Consider the following 17,687-nt stretch of genomic DNA (forward strand, 5'->3'; position numbering starts at 1 on the left):
GGTCGGTTTAGGGTGGTCTGTCGACGGGAACTCCCGTCCCGGCACGAAGGGTCACGAACCGCTTCGGAGAGCCCGAACGAGCCTCACCGGCCAGGGCCACCAAGCTGTAACCGATACGAGATGTGATTGAGGGGAGACCTGCCCGCCTGCGGGTAGGTTGGACAGAGATGACTGCAATGTTGGCGGATCCAGTGACCGAAGCCGTGTCTGCGGCGCGCGACCTGCTCGCGAGGCGCACGGGCGCACCGGTCACGTTGATCGATCCAATCGACCTCGGTGGGAGTGGCCGGACGGTCGTATTGCGAGTTCGGGTGGGGGAGAACCCGTTTCAACTGCCGCGGACACTCGTGATCAAGCAGGTGCGTGAGTCCGCTCGCGATATCACCACGCGCACCGGACTGGGCGCCGGCGACGACACCGCGTTCCTGCGCGAGGCCGTGTCCTACCAGTTCTCCACCGCGCTGGCGACGGAGAGCCGGCCGGGGCCCGCTCTGATCGCCTACGACCTGGGGGCGCGGCTTCTCGTACTCAGCGACCTGGGTGACGCGGCACCGTTCACGTCGCTTCTGGTACATCCCGACTCATCGACGGTCACCAACTCCCTGATGGCCATGGCTCAGGCGCTCGGCCGCATGCACGCGGCCACCGTGGGGCGCGAGGACGATTTCGGCGCCCTGCTCGCTCGGGTCGGCGTTGCCGGCACGGTCGACGGTCTGTCGGCGCAGGTCGCGGACGCGGTGGCCGTCGTCCCCGAACTGTTGGCGTCGGAGCTGCGGGTGGAGGTCCCGTGCTCGGTGTCCACCGCGGTCGCCCGCGCTGCGAAGCTCTTCGGTCCCGGTGGTATGCGGGCGTTCAGCCCCTCGGATCTGTGTCCGGACAACGTCACCGTCAACGGCGAAGGCGTGCGGTTCATGGATTACGAATGGGGCGGCTACCGCGACGCCACACTCGACGTCGCTTACAACCTGATGTCCTATCCGGGGTGCCTGTGCCGACTCGAACTCTCGCCCGAGCGGGCCGGCGCGATGGTCGACGCGTGGCGCGCCGAGGTCGTCGGCATCTGGCCGCAGCTCGCCGACGACGCGGTGCTGGACGCGAAACTGTTCGACGCGCAGCTGATCTGGCTGTGGTTGACCACGTACTGGTTCCTTCCCGAAGACGACACACGCAACGCCGCTTTGCGCGAACATCACCTGTCGGTACCGCGGTCGCGGGCGCTGATCGTGCGCTGGACGATCATGGCGAACTATGCGGAACGCGTCGGCAACACCGACACCGCGGCCTTTGCTCGTTCCGTCGTGGACGGTCTGCGCACACGCTTCGACGCCCCGCTCACGTAGCCTCGTCCGGTGATCGACTCCGACTCGGACGGCTTGTTCGACGCGCCGCGCGAGGACGAGCATGTCGACGACAGTGCTGCCCTTCCCTCTGTGTCGTCGGTTCGTTCCGACGCACCCCTGGCGGTTCGCATGCGCCCGCTGTCGCTCGACGAAGTCGTCGGACAGAGCCACCTTCTCACCGCGGGTGCGCCCCTGCGCCGTTTGGTGGAGGGATCCGGGGCGGCCTCGGTGATGCTCTACGGACCTCCCGGTACCGGGAAGACGACTCTCGCGTCGTTGATCTCGGGTGCCACGGGCCGCCGATTCGAAGCACTTTCGGCTCTGTCCGCAGGGGTCAAGGAGGTGCGCGGGGTCATCGAACTCGCTCGCCGACGGCTCCTGAACGGTGAGCAGACCGTGCTGTTCATCGACGAGGTCCACCGATTCTCCAAGACGCAGCAGGACGCACTCCTCGCAGCCGTAGAAAATCGCGTGGTCCTGTTGGTGGCCGCCACCACCGAGAACCCGTCCTTCTCCGTGGTGTCGCCGCTCCTGTCTCGCTCCCTGGTCCTTCAACTCCAACCGCTGACTCCCGACGACATCCGCGCAGTACTCACACGCGCCGTTGCCGACACGCGCGGACTCGCCGCATCGGTCACCGTGACCGACGACGCCATGGATCACCTGGTTCGACTGGCCGGAGGCGACGCCCGTCGTGGTCTCACCGCACTCGAGGCAGCATCGGACACGGCTGGTCCCGGCGGAACGGTCGACCTACCGACGGTCGAAGCGAGTGTCGACAAGGCCGCCGTGCGGTACGACCGCGACGGCGACCAGCACTACGACGTGATCAGCGCCTTCATCAAATCCATCCGCGGATCGGACGTCGACGCGGCGTTGCACTACCTGGCGCGCATGATCACCGCCGGCGAGGACCCGCGGTTCATCGCGCGTCGACTGATGGTCCACGCGTCCGAGGACATCGGCATGGCCGATCCGACGGCGCTGCAGACCGCGACGGCCGCCGCTCAGGCGGTGCAACTGATCGGCATGCCGGAAGCGCGACTTGCATTGGCGCAGGCCACCATTCATCTCGCTACGGCGCCAAAATCCGGCTCGGTCACCTCTGCTCTGGGAGCCGCGATGGGCGACATCGCCGCGGGCAAGGCCGGGTCGGTGCCCACTCATCTGCGCGACGGCCACTACAGCGGAGCGAAGAGTTTGGGGAACGCCGTCGGATACCGCTTCCCACACGACGACCCCGGTGGCGTCCTGGAGCAGCAGTACCCGCCCGAGGAATTGGTGGGAGTGGACTACTACGCGCCGACGGACCACGGTGCGGAGCGCGAGATCAAGACCAGATTGGGCAAGCTTCGGCGCATCGTGCGAGGCCGGTCGTAAGGACAGCCGGTAACCTACGTGGGTGCAAACTCACGAGATTCGCCGGCGTTTCCTGGACCACTTCGAAAAGGCCGGGCACACTCCGGTGCCCAGCGCCTCGTTGATCCTCGACGACCCCAATCTCCTCTTCATCAACGCCGGCATGGTGCAGTTCGTCCCTTATTTCCTGGGCCAGCAGACTCCGTCGTTCTCACGCGCGACCAGTGTTCAGAAGTGTGTCCGCACCGGCGACATCGAGAACGTCGGCGTCACCACTCGGCACAACACGTTCTTTCAGATGGCAGGCAACTTCTCGTTCGGTGACTACTTCAAACGTGAGGCCATCACGTTCGCGTGGTCGCTCCTCACCTCGAGCGTCGAGGACGGCGGTTACGGGTTCGACCCCGAACGGATATGGGCTACAGCCTATCTCGACGACGACGAGGCCATCGCGTTGTGGAAGGAGATCGCCGGACTGCCCGACGAGCGCATCCAGCGCCGCGGCATGGCCGACAACTACTGGTCGATGGGCATCCCCGGTCCGTGCGGACCGTGCTCGGAGATCTACTACGACCGCGGACCCGAATACGGAGTCGACGGGGGCCCAGAGGCCGACGAGGACCGCTACATCGAAATCTGGAATCTCGTCTTCATGCAGAACGAGCGCGGCCAGGGGACCTCGAAGGACGACTTCGAGATTCTCGGACCGCTACCCAAGCAGAATATCGACACCGGCATGGGTGTCGAGCGCGTCGCGTTTCTGCTTCAGGACGTCGACAACGTCTACGAGACCGACCTCGTTCGCCCGGTGATCTCCAAGGCGGAGGAACTGTCCGGACGACGCTACGGCGCCGACCACCAGGCCGATGTTCGGTTCCGCGTCATAGCCGATCACGCCCGCACCGCAGTGATGCTGATCGGTGACGGCGTCACACCCGGCAACGACGGCCGCGGATACGTACTGCGCCGCTTGCTGCGTCGGATCGTCCGCAGCGCGCGCCTGCTCGGCGCGACGGACCCGTCCATGTCGGCGTTCGTCACCGTCGTCCGGGACACGATGGCCGAGTCCTACCCGGAGTTGATCAGCGAGTTCGATCGCATTCATTCCATCGCGGTCGGTGAGGAGACGGCGTTCCTCGCGACGCTCACGTCCGGGTCCCGCTTGTTCGAGAACGCCGCCGACGCGGTCAAGTCGTCCGGGGGCGGCGTCATCGCGGGCAGCGAGGCGTTCGTCCTGCACGACACCTACGGTTTCCCCATCGACCTAACCCTCGAGATGGCCGCCGAGGCCGGACTGACGGTGGACGAGGACGGGTTCCGATCGCTGATGAGCGAGCAGCGTCAGCGCGCGAAGGCCGACGCGCAAGCGCGCAAGCACGCACACACCGACCTGACCGTCTACCGCGATCTCGTCGACCGTGGCCCCACCGAGTTCACCGGGTTCGACGAGCTCGATTCCGACGCAACCGTTCTCGCACTCATCTGGGGTGGCGTTCGTATTCCCACTGCGACGACGGGACAGGACGTCGAGATCGTTCTGGACCGCAGCCCCCTGTACGCGGAGGCGGGTGGGCAGCTCGCCGACATCGGATTCCTGTCGGCGCCGGGGCTGCGTGTGACGGTCAACGACGTCCAGAAAATCGCCAAGACGCTGTGGGTGCACAAGTCGACCGTGACCGAAGGTCAGATCACCGAAGGCGATGTCGTTCTCGCGCAGGTGGATCCGGCCTGGCGGCGCGGTGCCACCCAGGGTCACTCCGGCACCCACATGGTCGGCGGAGCGCTGCGGCAGATCCTCGGGCCCAACGCGGTGCAGGCAGGTTCGCTGAACAAGCCCGGGTATCTGCGTTTCGACTTCAACTATCAAGGCGCACTGACCGATTCGCAGCGCGCCGACATCGAAGCCGTCACCAACGACGCGGTGTCGTCGGACTTCGAGGTCAATACCTTCGTCACCGAGCTCGACAAGGCCAGGGCGATGGGTGCACAGGCATTGTTCGGTGAGAACTACGGTGACGAGGTGAGGGTCGTCGAAATCGGCGGCCCCTTCTCCATGGAACTGTGCGGTGGCACCCACGTCGCGCATTCCTCGCAGATCGGTCCGGTCACCATCCTGGGCGAATCCTCGGTCGGATCGGGTGTTCGACGGGTCGAGGCGTTCGTCGGACTCGACTCGTACAAGTACCTGGCGAAGGAACGCGCGCTGCTCGCCGGAATCGCGTCCTCGCTCAAGGTTCCGAGCGACGAGGTTCCGGCGCGCGTCGAGAATCTCGTCGAACGGCTCAAGGTCGCCGAGAAGGAACTCGAGGCGGCGCGAGCGGCGTCCGTGTTGTCCTCGGCGTCGTCCTTCGTCGACAAGGCCCACCGCATCGGCAGTGTTCTGCTGGTCGCCGAGCCTGCACCCGCGGGTGTGGGTGCCGGCGATCTGCGCACCCTGGTGGCCGATGTACGCGGCCGTTTCGGCTCGCAGGCAGCCGTGGTTGCTCTCTTCGGCGACGCCGACGGCAAGGTTCCGTTCGTCGTCTCGGCCACCAAGGCCGCTCAGGAGGTCGGGGTCAAGGCGGGCGGGCTCGTCGCCAGCTTCGGTCCGAGCATCGGCGGTCGTGGCGGCGGCAAGGCGGACACTGCGCAGGGTGCGGGTTCCGACGCCGCGGGCATTCCGGCGGCGATCGAGGCGTTGCGGAATCGGGTCGCGGAGATCGCCGGATCCTGATCGTGATGGTTCCCATGTCGAGCGCGGAATCCCCGGACCGACCCGGCGAAGACGACCCCGGACGGGGTCGTCGCCTCGGGATCGACGTGGGCAGCGTGCGCATCGGAGTGGCGTCCAGCGACCCCGACGGTGTGCTCGCCACACCGGTCGAAACGGTGGCCCGAGCGGACAAGACGCACCCCGATGCGTCGGATGTACAGCGCATCGTCGCACTGGCCCTCGAGTACGAGGTCGTGGAGATCGTCGTCGGACTTCCCCGCACGTTGCGCGGTGAGCGCGGAAAGGCGGCCCAGCTGTCCGTCCGCTTTGCCCGAGTCCTCGCTCGCGCACTCCCGTCCGTACCGGTTCGAATGGCGGACGAACGGTTGACTACCGTGACTGCGGCACGCGGGTTGCGCGAAAGCGGGGTCCGTGCCAAGAATCAGCGGTCGATGATCGATCAGATGGCGGCGGTCGCGATCTTGCAAGGGTGGCTCGACGAGCGCAGGTCCGTACTTCAAGGAGGGGCAACGGTGCCCGAGGGCGAGCAGGACAGTTCGGAGTTCGATCGGTGAACGACCGACGGCGTGGTTACCACGAAGACGAATTCCCCACGGACGAGCTGAGGGTGCCGCACGGGCAGGCGCGTCGGCGTCAGCCGGTCGGCGAGGAGCGTCGAGCCGAGCCGGGACGGGTCGGCCCGTCGCGAGCGAACAGGCGACGGGAGGCAGGTGCTGCCGGTCGCAAGCGGCGGGGGCGTGCGCTGGCCGTCGTCCTGGGAGCCCTCGTGCTGGTCGTGGTGATCGCGGGTGGTGCCTACGGAGGGATGAAGTTGTTCGGCGGCGAAGACGCTCCGGCCGACTACGCCGGTCCTGGAGGGAACGCGGTGGTCATCGAGGTGCGCGACGGCGACACCGCCGATCAGATCGCCACCGAGATGGTCGACAAGGACGTCACCGCGAGCGGCGCCGCGTTCTACAACGCTGCGGTGCAGAACTCCGCCATGAATTCCGTGCAACCCGGCTTCTACCGAATGAAATCTCAGATGGCGGCAGCCGACGCGGTGACGACGCTGGTGGACCCCGAGTCGCGAGTCGGTCAGATCGTGATCGCCGAGGGGCGACAGCTGCACGACTCGGCAGACGTCAACACCGGAGCGGTGAAGAAGGGTATCTATACCCTCATCTCGGAGGCGAGCTGCGCGGTCGGACAGGGCGTTCCGTGTGTCAGCTACGACGAACTGAACGCGGCGGGCGCCGGGAGCGATTCGTCCGCGCTCGGTGTGCCGGAATGGGCGACGGATGCCGTGGCGCGTGTCCCGGACCGCGACCGGCAACTCGAAGGACTGATTGCCGCGGGGACGTTCAACTTCGACCCCAGTGCATCGGCTGCGGACATTCTGAAGCAGTTGGTGAGCGAGAGCTCCGCGATCTACGAGAACACCGGTTTGGTGAACGCCGGGGCGCAGTCCGGGCTGGACCCCTACCAAACGCTCGTCGCGTCGTCTCTCATCGAGCGCGAAGCGTTGCCCAACGACTTCGCCAAGGTCGCACGAGTCATTCTCAACCGCCTGGCCATCGGGCAGAGGCTCGAGTTCGACTCGACGGTGAACTACGCGCTCGACACCACCGAGGTGGCGACGACGGACGGCGATCGAGCCGCCGTCACGCCGTGGAACACGTACGCGATGACGGGCTTGCCGGCTACCCCGATCTGCTCTCCGAGTGTCGGGGCCGTCCAAGCCGCCGAGAATCCGGAGCCGGGTAACTGGCTGTACTTCGTCACGATCAATGCAGCCGGCGACACGCTGTTCACCGACAACTACGAGCAGCATCTGGCGAACATCCAGCAAGTCGAGCCGGGCTTCCTGGCCAGCGGCCGGTGATCGGCGCCAGGCGCGCGGCGGTTCTGGGTTCGCCGATCGCACACTCGAAGTCGCCCGTTCTGCACGGCGCCGCCTACGACGCTCTCGGGTTGACCGGATGGACGTACGAGCGGATCGAATGCACCGGCGATCGACTGCCCGGGCTCGTCGGCAGCCTCGGAGCCGAGTGGGTGGGTCTGTCGGTGACGATGCCGAACAAGATCGCGGCGCTCGAGTTCGCCACCGAGCGCACCACCCGCGCCGAGGTGGTCGGGTCGGCCAACACGCTGGTGCGCATCGCGGACGGATGGCGAGCGGACTGCACCGACGTCGACGGGGTGACGGGCGCTCTCGCCGACGCCGGAGTCACCGACCTCGACGGGGAAACCGTCGTCGTGGTGGGTGCCGGCGGCACGGCGCGGCCGTCGCTGGTGGCGTTGGCGTCGTTGGGCGCGCGATCCGTGCGAGTAGTCGCGCGAAGTGCCGATCGCGCACAGGGCGCCATCGCGTGCGGGCGGGCTGTCGGCCTGGACGTCACCTGGACCGGTTTCGACGCGGAGTCCATCGCTGCAGCTGTGTTCGGTTGCGCAGCAGTCATTTCCACCGTGCCGGCGGAGGCCGCCGCACCGCTTGCGGAGTCTCTCGCCCGCACGCCGCTGTTCTTCGACGCCATTTACGATCCGTGGCCCACCCCCGTCGCCCAGGCGGTGTCGCGGGCCGGGGGAGTGGTGGTCGGCGGCTTGGCGATGCTGCTCAATCAGGCGTACGGGCAGGTGGAACAGTTCACGGGCATGCCGGCCCCTCGGCATGCCATGGCGGATGCGCTGGCTGACGCCGTTCGGTGATCAGAGATACCGACCCTGCAGCGCCTCGGAGGTGTCGATCCAGGTCGTCCGCGGTTCGACCACAGTCGTCGAGGGGGCGATCTTTCCGCTCGCGGCCGCGAACGCCTCGGCCGTCGTCGTGACGCAGCGGACCCCGGGCACCCGCTGCTCCAGCCGGCCGGCGAGGGCCGCGGAACCCACGACGATCACGCGGGCACGGGTTCTCGACACCTTCAGCACGGTGGCGTGAACGATCGGCATCAAGACTTCCGGGACCCCGTCCACCGCGCGAAGATCGAGGACCAGGGACCGGCCGGACACGAGGACCTCGTCGACGCACTGGCACAGCGGTTCGGCTGTTCGTCGATCCACCACACCCCCGAGTCGGATGACGACCGGACCGGCGTCGAGCTCGTCGACGTCGAGTGTGAATGCGTGAGTGACCGTGTCTGCGGAATCGTCGTGCAAAGAAGTGAGAATCACGAATGCGCCTCCTGGACAGGCGACGACGCGCCGGCCGAGCGCAGAACACGATCGAACCGGGTGCGCAGTCGCTGGGACTGCTGACTGGCTCGGGCTCGACCGTGTTCAAGACTGTATAGCGCGGCGCCTGCCGAGGTGGGGATACGCGATTGCGAGTGTCGAAACATCGCACGGTTAGGCTTCACCTCGAACCGATAGGAGTGTCGTGGCCCTGCACTATCTCGAATCCTTGTTGCGCGAGACCCGAACTGCCGGAGAGCCGTTCGAGGGTGGAGCGGACGAAGCGGAGTTGGCCTACCTGGCCTCGATCGCCGCCCGGCCCGGCACACGCTCGATCTGCGAGGTCGGCTTCAACGCGGGCTTCTCGAGTTGGGCCTTCCTGGGGGCGTCGCCGAACGTGACCGTGCACTCGTTCGATCTGGCGAACTACGCCTACAGCGCGGCCGCCAAGACCCATATCGACGAACTCTTCCCCGGTCGTCACACGTTGATCGAGGGCGATTCGCATTCGACCATCACCGGCTTCGCGACGGCGCACCCCGACGTCCGGTTCGACGCGATCTTCGTCGACGGCGACCATTCCGTCGAAGGTGCTCGCGCCGACCTGACCGACCTGCGCGCGTTGGCCCGTCCCGACACCGTGGTCGTGATGGACGACATCATGCCGTGGCTCTGGTACGGCGAGGGCCCCACGCGGGCCTGGCAGGACGCCCTCGACGAGGGATCGGTTCTGCACACCGCGTACTACCAGGACGGTCGGACCGTCGACGCAGTGCGGGAACCGGCCGACCGAGCATGGGCCGAGGGCCGCTACTCGTTCTGACGAGTTATCCACAGGCGCCCGCCCGACGGCCGGTCGGCCAGGGCGCGCCGTGCCACAGTCATCGTATGAACGCAGTCATCGTATGAACGCGGTCACCGGATGAACGCACTCTGCGCCGTACTGGTCGGTCTCGCGGCCGGGTGGTGTGCGCCCGCAGTGGTCGCACAGTGGATCGGGACTGCCGACATATCCATGCGGCTCGTCGGTGCTGCAACGTGCGCGGCGCTGTTTGCGGTCGCCACCACCTTCGAGGCGGGAGAGGCCTTCGCAGCCCTCGCCTACTGGTCGCTGTGCCTGGCCCTCGTGGATTACTCCTGCCGTCGGCTCCCGAACGCCCTGACGCTGCCCGGCGCCGCAGCAGTCATGGTGTCCGCAGTGTGGGGCGGACTCGGGAGCGCCGCACTTGTCGGGGGGCTGATGCTGGGTCTTCTGTACCTCGTCGGCTACGTGACGTCCGGCGGCGTCGGCGCGGGCGACGTCAAGCTGGCCGTACCCCTCGGGGCCGTGGCGGCAACGTCCGGGGGATCCGCGTGGTGCGCGGCTGCGTTCCTGGCGCCGGTCGGAACCGCGGCCCTCGCCCTCGCCGTTCACCCGTTCGGCGGAGCCCGACACCCGGTGCCGCACGGCCCGTCGATGTGCGCGGCGACCCTGGTGGCGTCCGTGACCTTCGCAGCGTGAAAAGATGGGACCCGTGTTGCGTTGGACTACTGCCGGAGAATCACACGGACCTGCCCTGGTCACCATCGTCGAGGGCATGGTGGCCGGTGTCGAGGTGACGAAGGACGACATCGCGGCGCAGCTCGCGCGCCGCCGGCTGGGATACGGCCGCGGAGCGCGCATGAAGTTCGAGAAGGACCAGGTGACCGTCGTGGGCGGCGTTCGCCACGGCCGCACCATGGGTGGCCCCATCGCCGTCGAGATCGCCAACACCGAGTGGCCCAAGTGGGAAGAAGTGATGTCCGCCGAGCCGGTCGACCCGGCAAAGCTGGCCGAGCTCGCTCGCAACACCCCACTCACCCGGCCTCGGCCCGGACACGCCGACTACTCCGGCATGCTCAAGTACGGCTTCGACGACGCACGGCCCGTGCTCGAGCGAGCCAGCGCACGCGAGACGGCCGCTCGCGTCGCAGCGGGAACCATCGCGCGACACTTTCTGCGTCAGGCGTTCGACGTCGAGGTGGTCTCGCACGTCATCTCCATCGGTGCGTCGGATCCCTACACGGGTCCGGTGCCGGGACCGTCCGATTCCGACGCCATCGACGAAAGTCCGGTGCGGGCGTTCGACTCGGCGGCCGAGGCGTCGATGATCGCCGAGATCGAAGCGGCCAAGAAGGACGGCGACACCCTCGGCGGCATCGTCGAGGTCGTGGTGCACGGACTTCCCGTCGGGTTGGGATCCTTCGTCAGCGGTGAGAACCGCCTCGACTCCCGACTCGCCGCCGCTCTCATGGGAATTCAGGCCATCAAGGGTGTCGAGGTCGGCGACGGCTTCGAGACGGCACGTCGACGCGGCAGCAAGGCGCACGACGAGATGACACCCGGACCGGACGGCGTGGAACGCAGCACGAACCGAGCCGGCGGCATCGAGGGCGGCATGACCAACGGGGCGCCACTCCGGGTCCGTGCGGCGATGAAGCCGATCTCCACGGTGCCCCGCGCTCTCGCCACGGTCGACATGAGCACCGGTGAGGAAGCCGTCGCCATCCACCAGCGCAGCGACGTGTGTGCCGTGCCCGCCGCCGGCGTCGTGGCCGAGACCATGGTCGCCCTCGTTCTGGCGCAGGCAGCGTTGGAAAAATTCGGTGGCGACTCGCTGACCGAAACCGTCGGCAACATCCACAGTTACGTGAAGGGCGCCGCAGCCCGCCCACCGCGATGACCGTGCAGTCCGATGAGTAGACCCCGCGCTGTCCTCGTCGGTCCGCCCGGCGCCGGGAAATCGACGATCGGACGGCGGTTGGCCAACGCGCTGGGCACCGAGGTGTTCGACACCGACGTCGCGATCGAGCGAGACACCGGGCGCACGATTCCCGACATCTTCGGGACGGACGGTGAGCCTGCGTTTCGTGCGATCGAAGAGCGGATCGTGCTCGACGCGCTCGCCACTCAGACCGGTGTGGTCTCGCTCGGTGGCGGCGCGATCCTGTCGCAACGCACCCGGTCCGCACTGCAGGGTCACACCGTCGTCTACCTCGAAATCAGTGTGGGAGAAGGGCTTCGGCGTACCGGCACCCACACCAGCCGACCCCTGCTCGCCGGCGGTGACCCACGCGCCAAGTACCGCGAACTGATGCGCCGCCGACGGCCGCTGTACCGCGGTGTGGCCACGGTTCGCGTTCGCACGGACGGCCGCAGCCCGGCACGCGTCGTGGCGCAAATTCTCACCAAACTCGGCGTCGAACCGCCGGAGAATGCTGCCGCGCCGGTCAGAACACCCCGACCTGCGCCCATTCCGTTGCGGCGCAAAGGTATTCCGAAACCATCCGACCTACACCAGGAGCGAAGCAAGTGACCGAACCGGTACGCGTCGAGGTCCGCACGGCCAAGCCCTATCCCGTGGTCATCGGTCGCGGTCTGCTGACCGATCTCGTCGACACCCTGGCCGGTACCCGTACCGTCGCGATCTTCCATCAGCCGCCCCTCGCCGACACCGCCGAGGCCGTGCGCGCCGCTCTCGCCGAGACGGGCATCGACGCGCACCGCATCGAGATCCCGGACGCCGAGGACGGCAAGGAACTCGCGGTAGCGGGGTTCTGCTGGGAGGTACTGGGACGCATCGGGTTGACCCGCAGTGACGCCGTCGTGAGTCTCGGCGGGGGAGCGGCGACCGACCTGGCCGGATTCGTCGCCGCCACCTGGATGCGCGGCGTCCGCGTCGTGCACGTGCCGACCACTCTGCTGGCCATGGTCGACGCCGCGGTGGGCGGCAAGACCGGTATAAACACCGATGCGGGCAAGAACCTGGTCGGGGCCTTTCACGAGCCGTCTGCCGTCCTGGTCGACCTGGCGACGCTCGAGACGGTGCCGCGCAACGAGATCATCTCCGGAATGGCGGAGATCATCAAGACCGGCTTCATCGCCGACCCTGCCATTCTCGACCTGATCGAAGCAGACCCCGACGCTGCCCTCGACCCGACGGGTTCCGTTCTCCCCGAACTGATCCGGCGCTCCATCGAGGTGAAGGCGAAGGTGGTCGCTGCCGATCTGCACGAGGCCGATCTTCGCGAGATCCTCAACTACGGCCACACCTTGGCGCACGCAATCGAGCGCCGCGAGAAGTACAAGTGGCGCCACGGCGCGGCTGTCTCCGTCGGGCTGGTGTTCGCGGCCGAACTCGGGCGGCTCGCAGGTCGGCTCTCCGACGCGGTCGCGGACCGTCATCGCACGATTCTCGCGAGTGTCGGGCTTCCCGTGTCCTACGACGCCGACGCGTTCTCTCATCTCCTGAAGGGGATGCAGACGGACAAGAAGAACCGTAACGGTCTGCTGCGCTTCGTCGTACTTGACGACCTCGCAAAGCCCGGCCGCCTCGAGGGCCCCGATCCGTCACTTCTCGTGGCGGCCTACTCGGCTATCGCGAAGGACGAGCCAGCAGCAGCGGGGCCGATCCTGCTTTAGGCAGTCGTGAGCAGCATGAACTACCGCGGTTCCTGCCACGTCGAGGACCGCTCGTCGTCCTTCTGCAGCTTCACGGGCTCGAACTGCTCGGTATCGGCGTCGGACTGCTCGTCCTGATTCGCCGGTCGGCTGTACTCGGATTGCGCTCCCGCACCGACCAGCTCACGGTCGTCGGCGTTCTTCTTGGTCTTCTTGCTCGGGCGCGGATCCTCGTTCTTCTTCCCGTCGCGGCCTGCGAGCAGGCGTCCGAGCCCCACGGCGAGGATCGTCGGCACGAAGACCAGCAGGATGGTGAACGCCGCACCCGACGTGACCTCGAAAATGAACGAGTTGGCCGTGATGGCGATCGGGGAGACGGTCGACACGATCCACGTGACCGCGCCCGACAGCAGGCCGGCGACGACGGACGCCTTCAGCCACACCATCGTGAGGTCGGCGGAGTCGTCGGGATCGGGGTTGGCACGGCGATCGTTGATGCCGTCGATTCCGCCCCAGATGACAGCGACAAGGATGACGACGACCATCGTGACGATGCGAAGGATGGAGCCTTGGGTGGGCCAGGCCGCGATGGCCAGGGCCAACAGGGTGCGCGCGACGAAGTGAACAAGGGCCATTCCGAGGCCACGTACCAACCAGGCGTTCATGGTCGATAGACTAGCCACTGCTCCGGACTCGTGTGTCGGTGCCCACAAGTTCGGTTTGGATACGAAAGAGGAGACTTCAAGCAAGTGGCTTCGACCAGTGATTTCAAGAACGGGCTCGTCCTGAACATCGACAACAATCTGTGGTCGATCATCGAGTTCCAGCACGTGAAGCCGGGTAAGGGTCCCGCCTTCGTGCGGACCAAGCTCAAGAACGTGTTGTCGGGCAAGGTCGTCGACAAGACGTTCAACGCCGGCGTGAAGGTCGAGACGGCCAACGTCGACCGCCGCGACATGACGTACCTCTACCACGACGGCTCCGACTACGTGTTCATGGACGGCGACACGTTCGACCAGCTGTCGATCAACGAGGCCACGGTCGGCGACGGCCACCGCTTCCTGCTCGAGAATCTCCAGGTGCAGGTCGCGATGCACGAAGGGATGCCGCTGTACGTCGAACTCCCGGTCACGGTCGAGCTCGTGGTGCAGCACACCGACCCCGGTCTGCAGGGCGACCGGTCCACCGGTGGAACCAAACCGGCAACCTTGGAGACGGGCGCCGAGATCGCCGTTCCTCTCTTCATCAACACCGGAGACAAGCTCAAGATCGACTCGCGCGACGGCAACTACCTCGGGCGTGTGAACTCCTAGAGTGAGCAGTCCCCAGAAGAGCCCGAAGAAGCTCGGAGCCAGGCACAAGGCGCGCAAACGGGCGGTCGACTTCCTCTTCGAAGCCGAGGCACGCGACCTCGATCCCGTGGTTCTCGCCGACGAGCGCAGCGAATTGGCCGCCACCGACGATCAGGTGGCGCCGGTCAGCGCGTACACCGTCACCCTCGTGACCGGCGTGGCCGAGAACCTCGATCGTGTCGACAGTGTGATCGGCGATCATCTGCACGACTGGACCTTGGACCGGCTTCCTGCAGTCGATCGCGCCATTCTTCGCGTCGCGGTGTGGGAGCTCCTCCATGCCACGGACGTGCCGCCGGTCGTGGCCGTGGACGAGGCAGTCGAACTGGCCAAGCAGTTGTCCACCGACGACTCGCCGTCGTTCGTGAACGGCATCCTCGGGCAGATCGTGCTGGTCGCGCCCCAGGTTCGCGCGGCCGCGGCTGCCACTCCTGTCGTCCGCGAGAGTGCGCCCGACGCCGAGTAGCTCGCTTGCTATAGTTCTGTCGTTCGACATCCTTTAACGATCCGTCCTGTGAGGCGGAGAAGGAGGTCATGGTGTGACGCCGCCCTCTTCCGAGTCCGCCCGCGAGTTGCTGTCGTCGGCCGATGTCGGTCGCACGATCGCCCGAATGGCGCATCAGATCATCGAGAAGACCGCCCTCGATGCACCGGACGCACCGCCGGTCATGCTCATCGGAATTCCCACTCGCGGGTCCACACTCGCGACTCGCCTTGCCGACCGGATCGAAGAGTTCTCCGGCTTCCGTCCGCCCGTGGGTTCGCTGGACATCACGCTCTACCGCGACGACCTGCGGAGCAAGCCCCACCGCGCCCTCGAGCGGACGTCGGTGCCCGACGTCGGTGTCGACGGAGCACTGGTGGTTCTCGTCGACGACGTCCTGTTCTCCGGGCGCTCGGTGCGCGCAGCTCTCGACGCGCTGCGTGATCTCGGGCGCCCGCGCGCCGTCCAGCTCGCCGTGCTGGTGGATCGCGGTCACCGTGAGCTTCCGCTGCGCGCGGATTACGTCGGTAAGAACGTGCCCACCGCGCGCGACGAGGACGTCGCCGTACTGCTGGTCGAGCACGACGGCAGAGACGGCGTGGACCTGAGCGGAGGCCAGGGATGACGCGGCACCTCTTGACCGCCTCGGGGCTGACCCGAGAGGCGGCCACCGACATTCTCGACGAAGCCGTCCGTTTCGAGCAGGCGCTGCTCGGCCGAGACGTCCACAAGCTACCGACGCTGCGCGGCAAGACCGTGATGACCGTGTTCTACGAGAACTCCACGCGTACCCGGGTGTCGTTCGAGGTAGCGGGCAAGTGGATGAGCGCAGACGTCATCAACGTCAGCGGCAGCACCTCGTCCGCGTCCAAGGGTGAGTCGCTGCGCGACACCGCCTTGACCTTGCGTGCCGCGGGAGCCGACGCCCTCGTCGTCAGACACCCAGCATCCGGGGCCGCCCATCAGATCGCCGCCTGGACGACCGATCCCACGACCGGAGCGGGGCCGGCCGTGATCAACGCCGGCGACGGCACCCACGAACACCCGACGCAGGCGCTGCTCGACGCGTTGACCCTGCGACAGCGGTTGGGTGACATCGAGGGTCGACGCATCGCCATCGTCGGCGACGTCCTGCACAGCCGTGTCGCCCGGTCCAACGCGTTCCTGCTCGCCACACTCGGCGCCGAGGTCGTCCTCGTCGCACCGCGCACGCTCTTGCCGGCCGGGGTGAACACGTGGCCGGTCACCGTGGCCGACTCGTTCGACGCGGAACTGCCTGCGCTCGACGCGGTCATGATGCTTCGCGTGCAGGCCGAGCGCATGAACGGGGGATTCTTTCCCTCCGCCCGCGAGTACTCGGTGAACTTCGGTCTGTCGCAGAAGCGATTCGAGCTGCTGCCCGATCACGCGGTGGTGCTCCATCCCGGACCGATGCTGCGCGGGATGGAAATTGCGTTCTCGGTCGCGGACGCTCCCGAAACCGCTGTGCTGCAACAGGTCACCAACGGAGTGCACGTCCGCATGGCCGTATTGTTCCGGGCTCTCATCGGATCCGAGGAGGGTTCTCGATCATGACTACTGTTCTGCTGAAAGGTGTCCTGCCGTACGGCGAGGGCGATCCGGTCGACGTTCTCCTCGGTGACGGCGTCATCGTCGACATCGGCGCGGACCTCGACACCGATGCCGACGACACCGTCGACGCACGCGGCCACATCTTGCTACCGGGGTTCGTCGACATGCACACCCACGTCCGCGAACCGGGCCGCGAGGACACCGAGACCATCGAAAGCGGTTCTCTCGCAGCGGCTCGCGGCGGGTACACCGCGATCTTCGCCATGGCCAACACCGATCCCGTCGCGGACTCGGTGGTGGTCACCGACCATGTGTGGCGCCGCGGACAGGAAGTCGGCCTGGTCGACGTCCATCCGGTGGGAGCAGTGACCGTCGGCCTCGAGGGCAAGCAACTTGCCGAGATGGGCATGATGGCCGCGGGAGTGGGCGGCGTCCGTCTCTTCTCCGACGACGGCCACTGCGTCGACGACCCGCTGCTCATGCGTCGCGCACTCGAGTACTCGGCCGGTTTGGGTGTTCTCGTCGCGCAGCATGCCGAAGAGCCGCGGCTGACCAAGGGCGCCGTCGCCCACGAAGGGGCAACCGCAGCACGGCTCGGGTTGGCCGGATGGCCGCGCGCCGCCGAAGAGTCCATCGTCGTGCGTGACGCTCTCCTCGCTCGCGATGCCGGTGCGCGCGTACACATCTGCCACGCGTCCACCGAGGGCACCGTGCAACTCCTCGCCTGGGCGAAGGCGCAGAACATTTCCATCACCGCCGAAGTCACTCCGCACCATCTCCTCCTCGACGATTCCCGGCTCGAGACTTACGACGCGGTGAACAAGGTGAATCCGCCTCTTCGCGAGGTCAAGGACGTGGATGCGTTGCGCGCCGGACTCGCCGACGGAGTGATCGACTGTGTAGCAACAGATCACGCACCGCACGCGGAGCAGGACAAGTGCTGTGAGTTCAGTGTCGCCCGGCCCGGAATGCTGGGGCTCGAGACGGCGCTGTCGATCGTGGTGAAGACCATGGTCGAACCCGGCCTGCTGACCTGGCGCGGAGTTGCGCGTGTGATGAGCGAGCGCCCGGCCGAGATCGTCGGACTCGACGATCAGGGACGTCCGATCGAGGTCGGTGAGCCCGCCACCGTCGTTCTCGTCGATCCGAACGCATCGTGGACGGTCGAGCGGGACCGCCTCGCGAGCCTGTCGCGTAACACCCCGTTCGACGCCATGACCATGCCCGCGCAGATCACCGCGACGTTCCTGCGCGGACGTATCACCTACCGCCGCGATGTGGAAGAGGTCAGCTGACC

The 17,687-nt window shown here is 67.0% G+C and carries 18 protein-coding genes; 16 read left to right on the forward strand and 2 right to left on the reverse strand.

The window, feature by feature from the left end; genetic code table 11:
- Positions 1–167: 167 nt before the first annotated feature.
- From IEW02_RS12030 to IEW02_RS12055, 6 genes are read left to right on the forward strand one after another with little or no spacing between them, the layout of a single operon-like run.
- On the forward strand, positions 168–1,340 hold the full coding sequence (locus tag IEW02_RS12030) for a kinase (protein WP_188544994.1): 1,173 nt from the start codon (positions 168–170) through the stop codon (positions 1,338–1,340).
- Between the two features lie 9 nt (positions 1,341–1,349).
- A complete protein-coding gene (locus IEW02_RS12035) occupies positions 1,350–2,720 on the forward strand; it encodes a replication-associated recombination protein A (protein ID WP_188544995.1) in 1,371 nt (456 codons plus the stop codon).
- 22 nt (positions 2,721–2,742) lie between these two features.
- On the forward strand, positions 2,743–5,412 hold the full coding sequence (alaS, locus tag IEW02_RS12040) for an alanine--tRNA ligase (protein ID WP_188544996.1): 2,670 nt from the start codon (positions 2,743–2,745) through the stop codon (positions 5,410–5,412).
- A gap of 14 nt (positions 5,413–5,426) precedes the next feature.
- On the forward strand, positions 5,427–5,966 hold the full coding sequence (gene ruvX / locus IEW02_RS12045) for a Holliday junction resolvase RuvX (protein WP_188545314.1): 540 nt from the start codon (positions 5,427–5,429) through the stop codon (positions 5,964–5,966).
- Positions 5,963–7,276: an endolytic transglycosylase MltG gene (locus IEW02_RS12050; RefSeq protein WP_188544997.1), complete on the forward strand. Its 1,314-nt coding sequence runs from the start codon at positions 5,963–5,965 to the stop codon at positions 7,274–7,276. The genes ruvX and IEW02_RS12050 overlap by 4 nt, the downstream gene beginning before the upstream one ends.
- Positions 7,273–8,100: a shikimate dehydrogenase gene (locus IEW02_RS12055; protein WP_229745956.1), complete on the forward strand. Its 828-nt coding sequence runs from the start codon at positions 7,273–7,275 to the stop codon at positions 8,098–8,100. The genes IEW02_RS12050 and IEW02_RS12055 overlap by 4 nt, the downstream gene beginning before the upstream one ends.
- Here the strand turns inward: IEW02_RS12055 and IEW02_RS12060 are convergent, their stop codons facing one another.
- Entirely contained in the window at positions 8,101–8,562 is a 462-nt protein-coding gene (locus tag IEW02_RS12060; protein ID WP_188544998.1) for a hypothetical protein, read from the reverse strand.
- A 205-nt stretch (positions 8,563–8,767) separates the two neighbouring features.
- Between IEW02_RS12060 and IEW02_RS12065 the strand changes: the two genes are divergently transcribed.
- The 5 genes from IEW02_RS12065 (at position 8,768) to aroB (ending at position 13,003) form a co-directional block, all read left to right on the forward strand.
- Positions 8,768–9,385: a class I SAM-dependent methyltransferase gene (locus tag IEW02_RS12065; RefSeq protein ID WP_188544999.1), complete on the forward strand. Its 618-nt coding sequence runs from the start codon at positions 8,768–8,770 to the stop codon at positions 9,383–9,385.
- A 99-nt stretch (positions 9,386–9,484) separates the two neighbouring features.
- Complete coding sequence (locus IEW02_RS12070; RefSeq protein WP_229745957.1) at positions 9,485–10,063, forward strand: prepilin peptidase; 579 nt, start codon at positions 9,485–9,487, stop codon at positions 10,061–10,063.
- A gap of 13 nt (positions 10,064–10,076) precedes the next feature.
- Positions 10,077–11,264: a chorismate synthase gene (aroC, locus tag IEW02_RS12075; RefSeq protein WP_188545317.1), complete on the forward strand. Its 1,188-nt coding sequence runs from the start codon at positions 10,077–10,079 to the stop codon at positions 11,262–11,264.
- 12 nt (positions 11,265–11,276) lie between these two features.
- Positions 11,277–11,897: a shikimate kinase gene (locus IEW02_RS12080; protein WP_188545000.1), complete on the forward strand. Its 621-nt coding sequence runs from the start codon at positions 11,277–11,279 to the stop codon at positions 11,895–11,897.
- Positions 11,894–13,003, forward strand: coding sequence for a 3-dehydroquinate synthase (gene aroB / locus IEW02_RS12085; protein ID WP_188545001.1), 1,110 nt, complete (start codon positions 11,894–11,896; stop codon positions 13,001–13,003). The genes IEW02_RS12080 and aroB overlap by 4 nt, the downstream gene beginning before the upstream one ends.
- A 20-nt stretch (positions 13,004–13,023) precedes the next feature.
- Here aroB and IEW02_RS12090 read toward each other — a convergent pair whose 3' ends face one another.
- Positions 13,024–13,647 (reverse strand): B-4DMT family transporter, encoded by a 624-nt coding sequence (locus IEW02_RS12090; RefSeq protein WP_188545002.1) that lies wholly within the window; start codon positions 13,645–13,647, stop codon positions 13,024–13,026.
- 84 nt (positions 13,648–13,731) lie between these two features.
- On the opposite strand from IEW02_RS12090, the gene efp reads away from it, so the two are divergent.
- The 5 genes from efp to IEW02_RS12115 all read left to right on the forward strand — a co-directional run bounded on the left by efp (position 13,732) and on the right by IEW02_RS12115 (position 17,685).
- Positions 13,732–14,295, forward strand: a complete 564-nt coding sequence (efp, locus tag IEW02_RS12095; protein WP_188545003.1) for an elongation factor P — start codon at positions 13,732–13,734, stop codon at positions 14,293–14,295.
- 1 nt (position 14,296) lies between these two features.
- A complete protein-coding gene (nusB, locus tag IEW02_RS12100) occupies positions 14,297–14,800 on the forward strand; it encodes a transcription antitermination factor NusB (RefSeq protein ID WP_188545004.1) in 504 nt (167 codons plus the stop codon).
- A gap of 73 nt (positions 14,801–14,873) precedes the next feature.
- Positions 14,874–15,443: a bifunctional pyr operon transcriptional regulator/uracil phosphoribosyltransferase PyrR gene (gene pyrR / locus IEW02_RS12105; RefSeq protein ID WP_188545005.1), complete on the forward strand. Its 570-nt coding sequence runs from the start codon at positions 14,874–14,876 to the stop codon at positions 15,441–15,443.
- On the forward strand, positions 15,440–16,393 hold the full coding sequence (locus tag IEW02_RS12110) for an aspartate carbamoyltransferase catalytic subunit (protein ID WP_188545006.1): 954 nt from the start codon (positions 15,440–15,442) through the stop codon (positions 16,391–16,393). The genes pyrR and IEW02_RS12110 overlap by 4 nt, the downstream gene beginning before the upstream one ends.
- Positions 16,390–17,685, forward strand: a complete 1,296-nt coding sequence (locus IEW02_RS12115; RefSeq protein WP_188545007.1) for a dihydroorotase — start codon at positions 16,390–16,392, stop codon at positions 17,683–17,685. The genes IEW02_RS12110 and IEW02_RS12115 overlap by 4 nt, the downstream gene beginning before the upstream one ends.
- Positions 17,686–17,687 lie beyond the last annotated feature (2 nt).

It is taken from the genome of Rhodococcoides trifolii (assembly GCF_014635345.1).
In the GTDB taxonomy this organism is placed as follows: Bacteria; Actinomycetota; Actinomycetes; order Mycobacteriales; family Mycobacteriaceae; genus Rhodococcoides; species Rhodococcoides trifolii.

What these genes read in the sequence shown, in the direction of transcription:
- IEW02_RS12080 (WP_188545000.1), top strand. Translation starts at nt 11,277, where the DNA reads ATGAGTAGACCCCGCGCTGTCCTCGTCGGTCCGCCCGGCGCCGGGAAA.
- IEW02_RS12090 (WP_188545002.1), bottom strand. Translation starts at nt 13,647, where the DNA reads ATGAACGCCTGGTTGGTACGTGGCCTCGGAATGGCCCTTGTTCACTTC.
- IEW02_RS12115 (WP_188545007.1), top strand. Translation starts at nt 16,390, where the DNA reads ATGACTACTGTTCTGCTGAAAGGTGTCCTGCCGTACGGCGAGGGCGAT.
- IEW02_RS12110 (WP_188545006.1), top strand. Translation starts at nt 15,440, where the DNA reads ATGACGCGGCACCTCTTGACCGCCTCGGGGCTGACCCGAGAGGCGGCC.
- IEW02_RS12030 (WP_188544994.1), top strand. Translation starts at nt 168, where the DNA reads ATGACTGCAATGTTGGCGGATCCAGTGACCGAAGCCGTGTCTGCGGCG.
- IEW02_RS12070 (WP_229745957.1), top strand. Translation starts at nt 9,485, where the DNA reads ATGAACGCACTCTGCGCCGTACTGGTCGGTCTCGCGGCCGGGTGGTGT.
- ruvX (WP_188545314.1), top strand. Translation starts at nt 5,427, where the DNA reads ATGTCGAGCGCGGAATCCCCGGACCGACCCGGCGAAGACGACCCCGGA.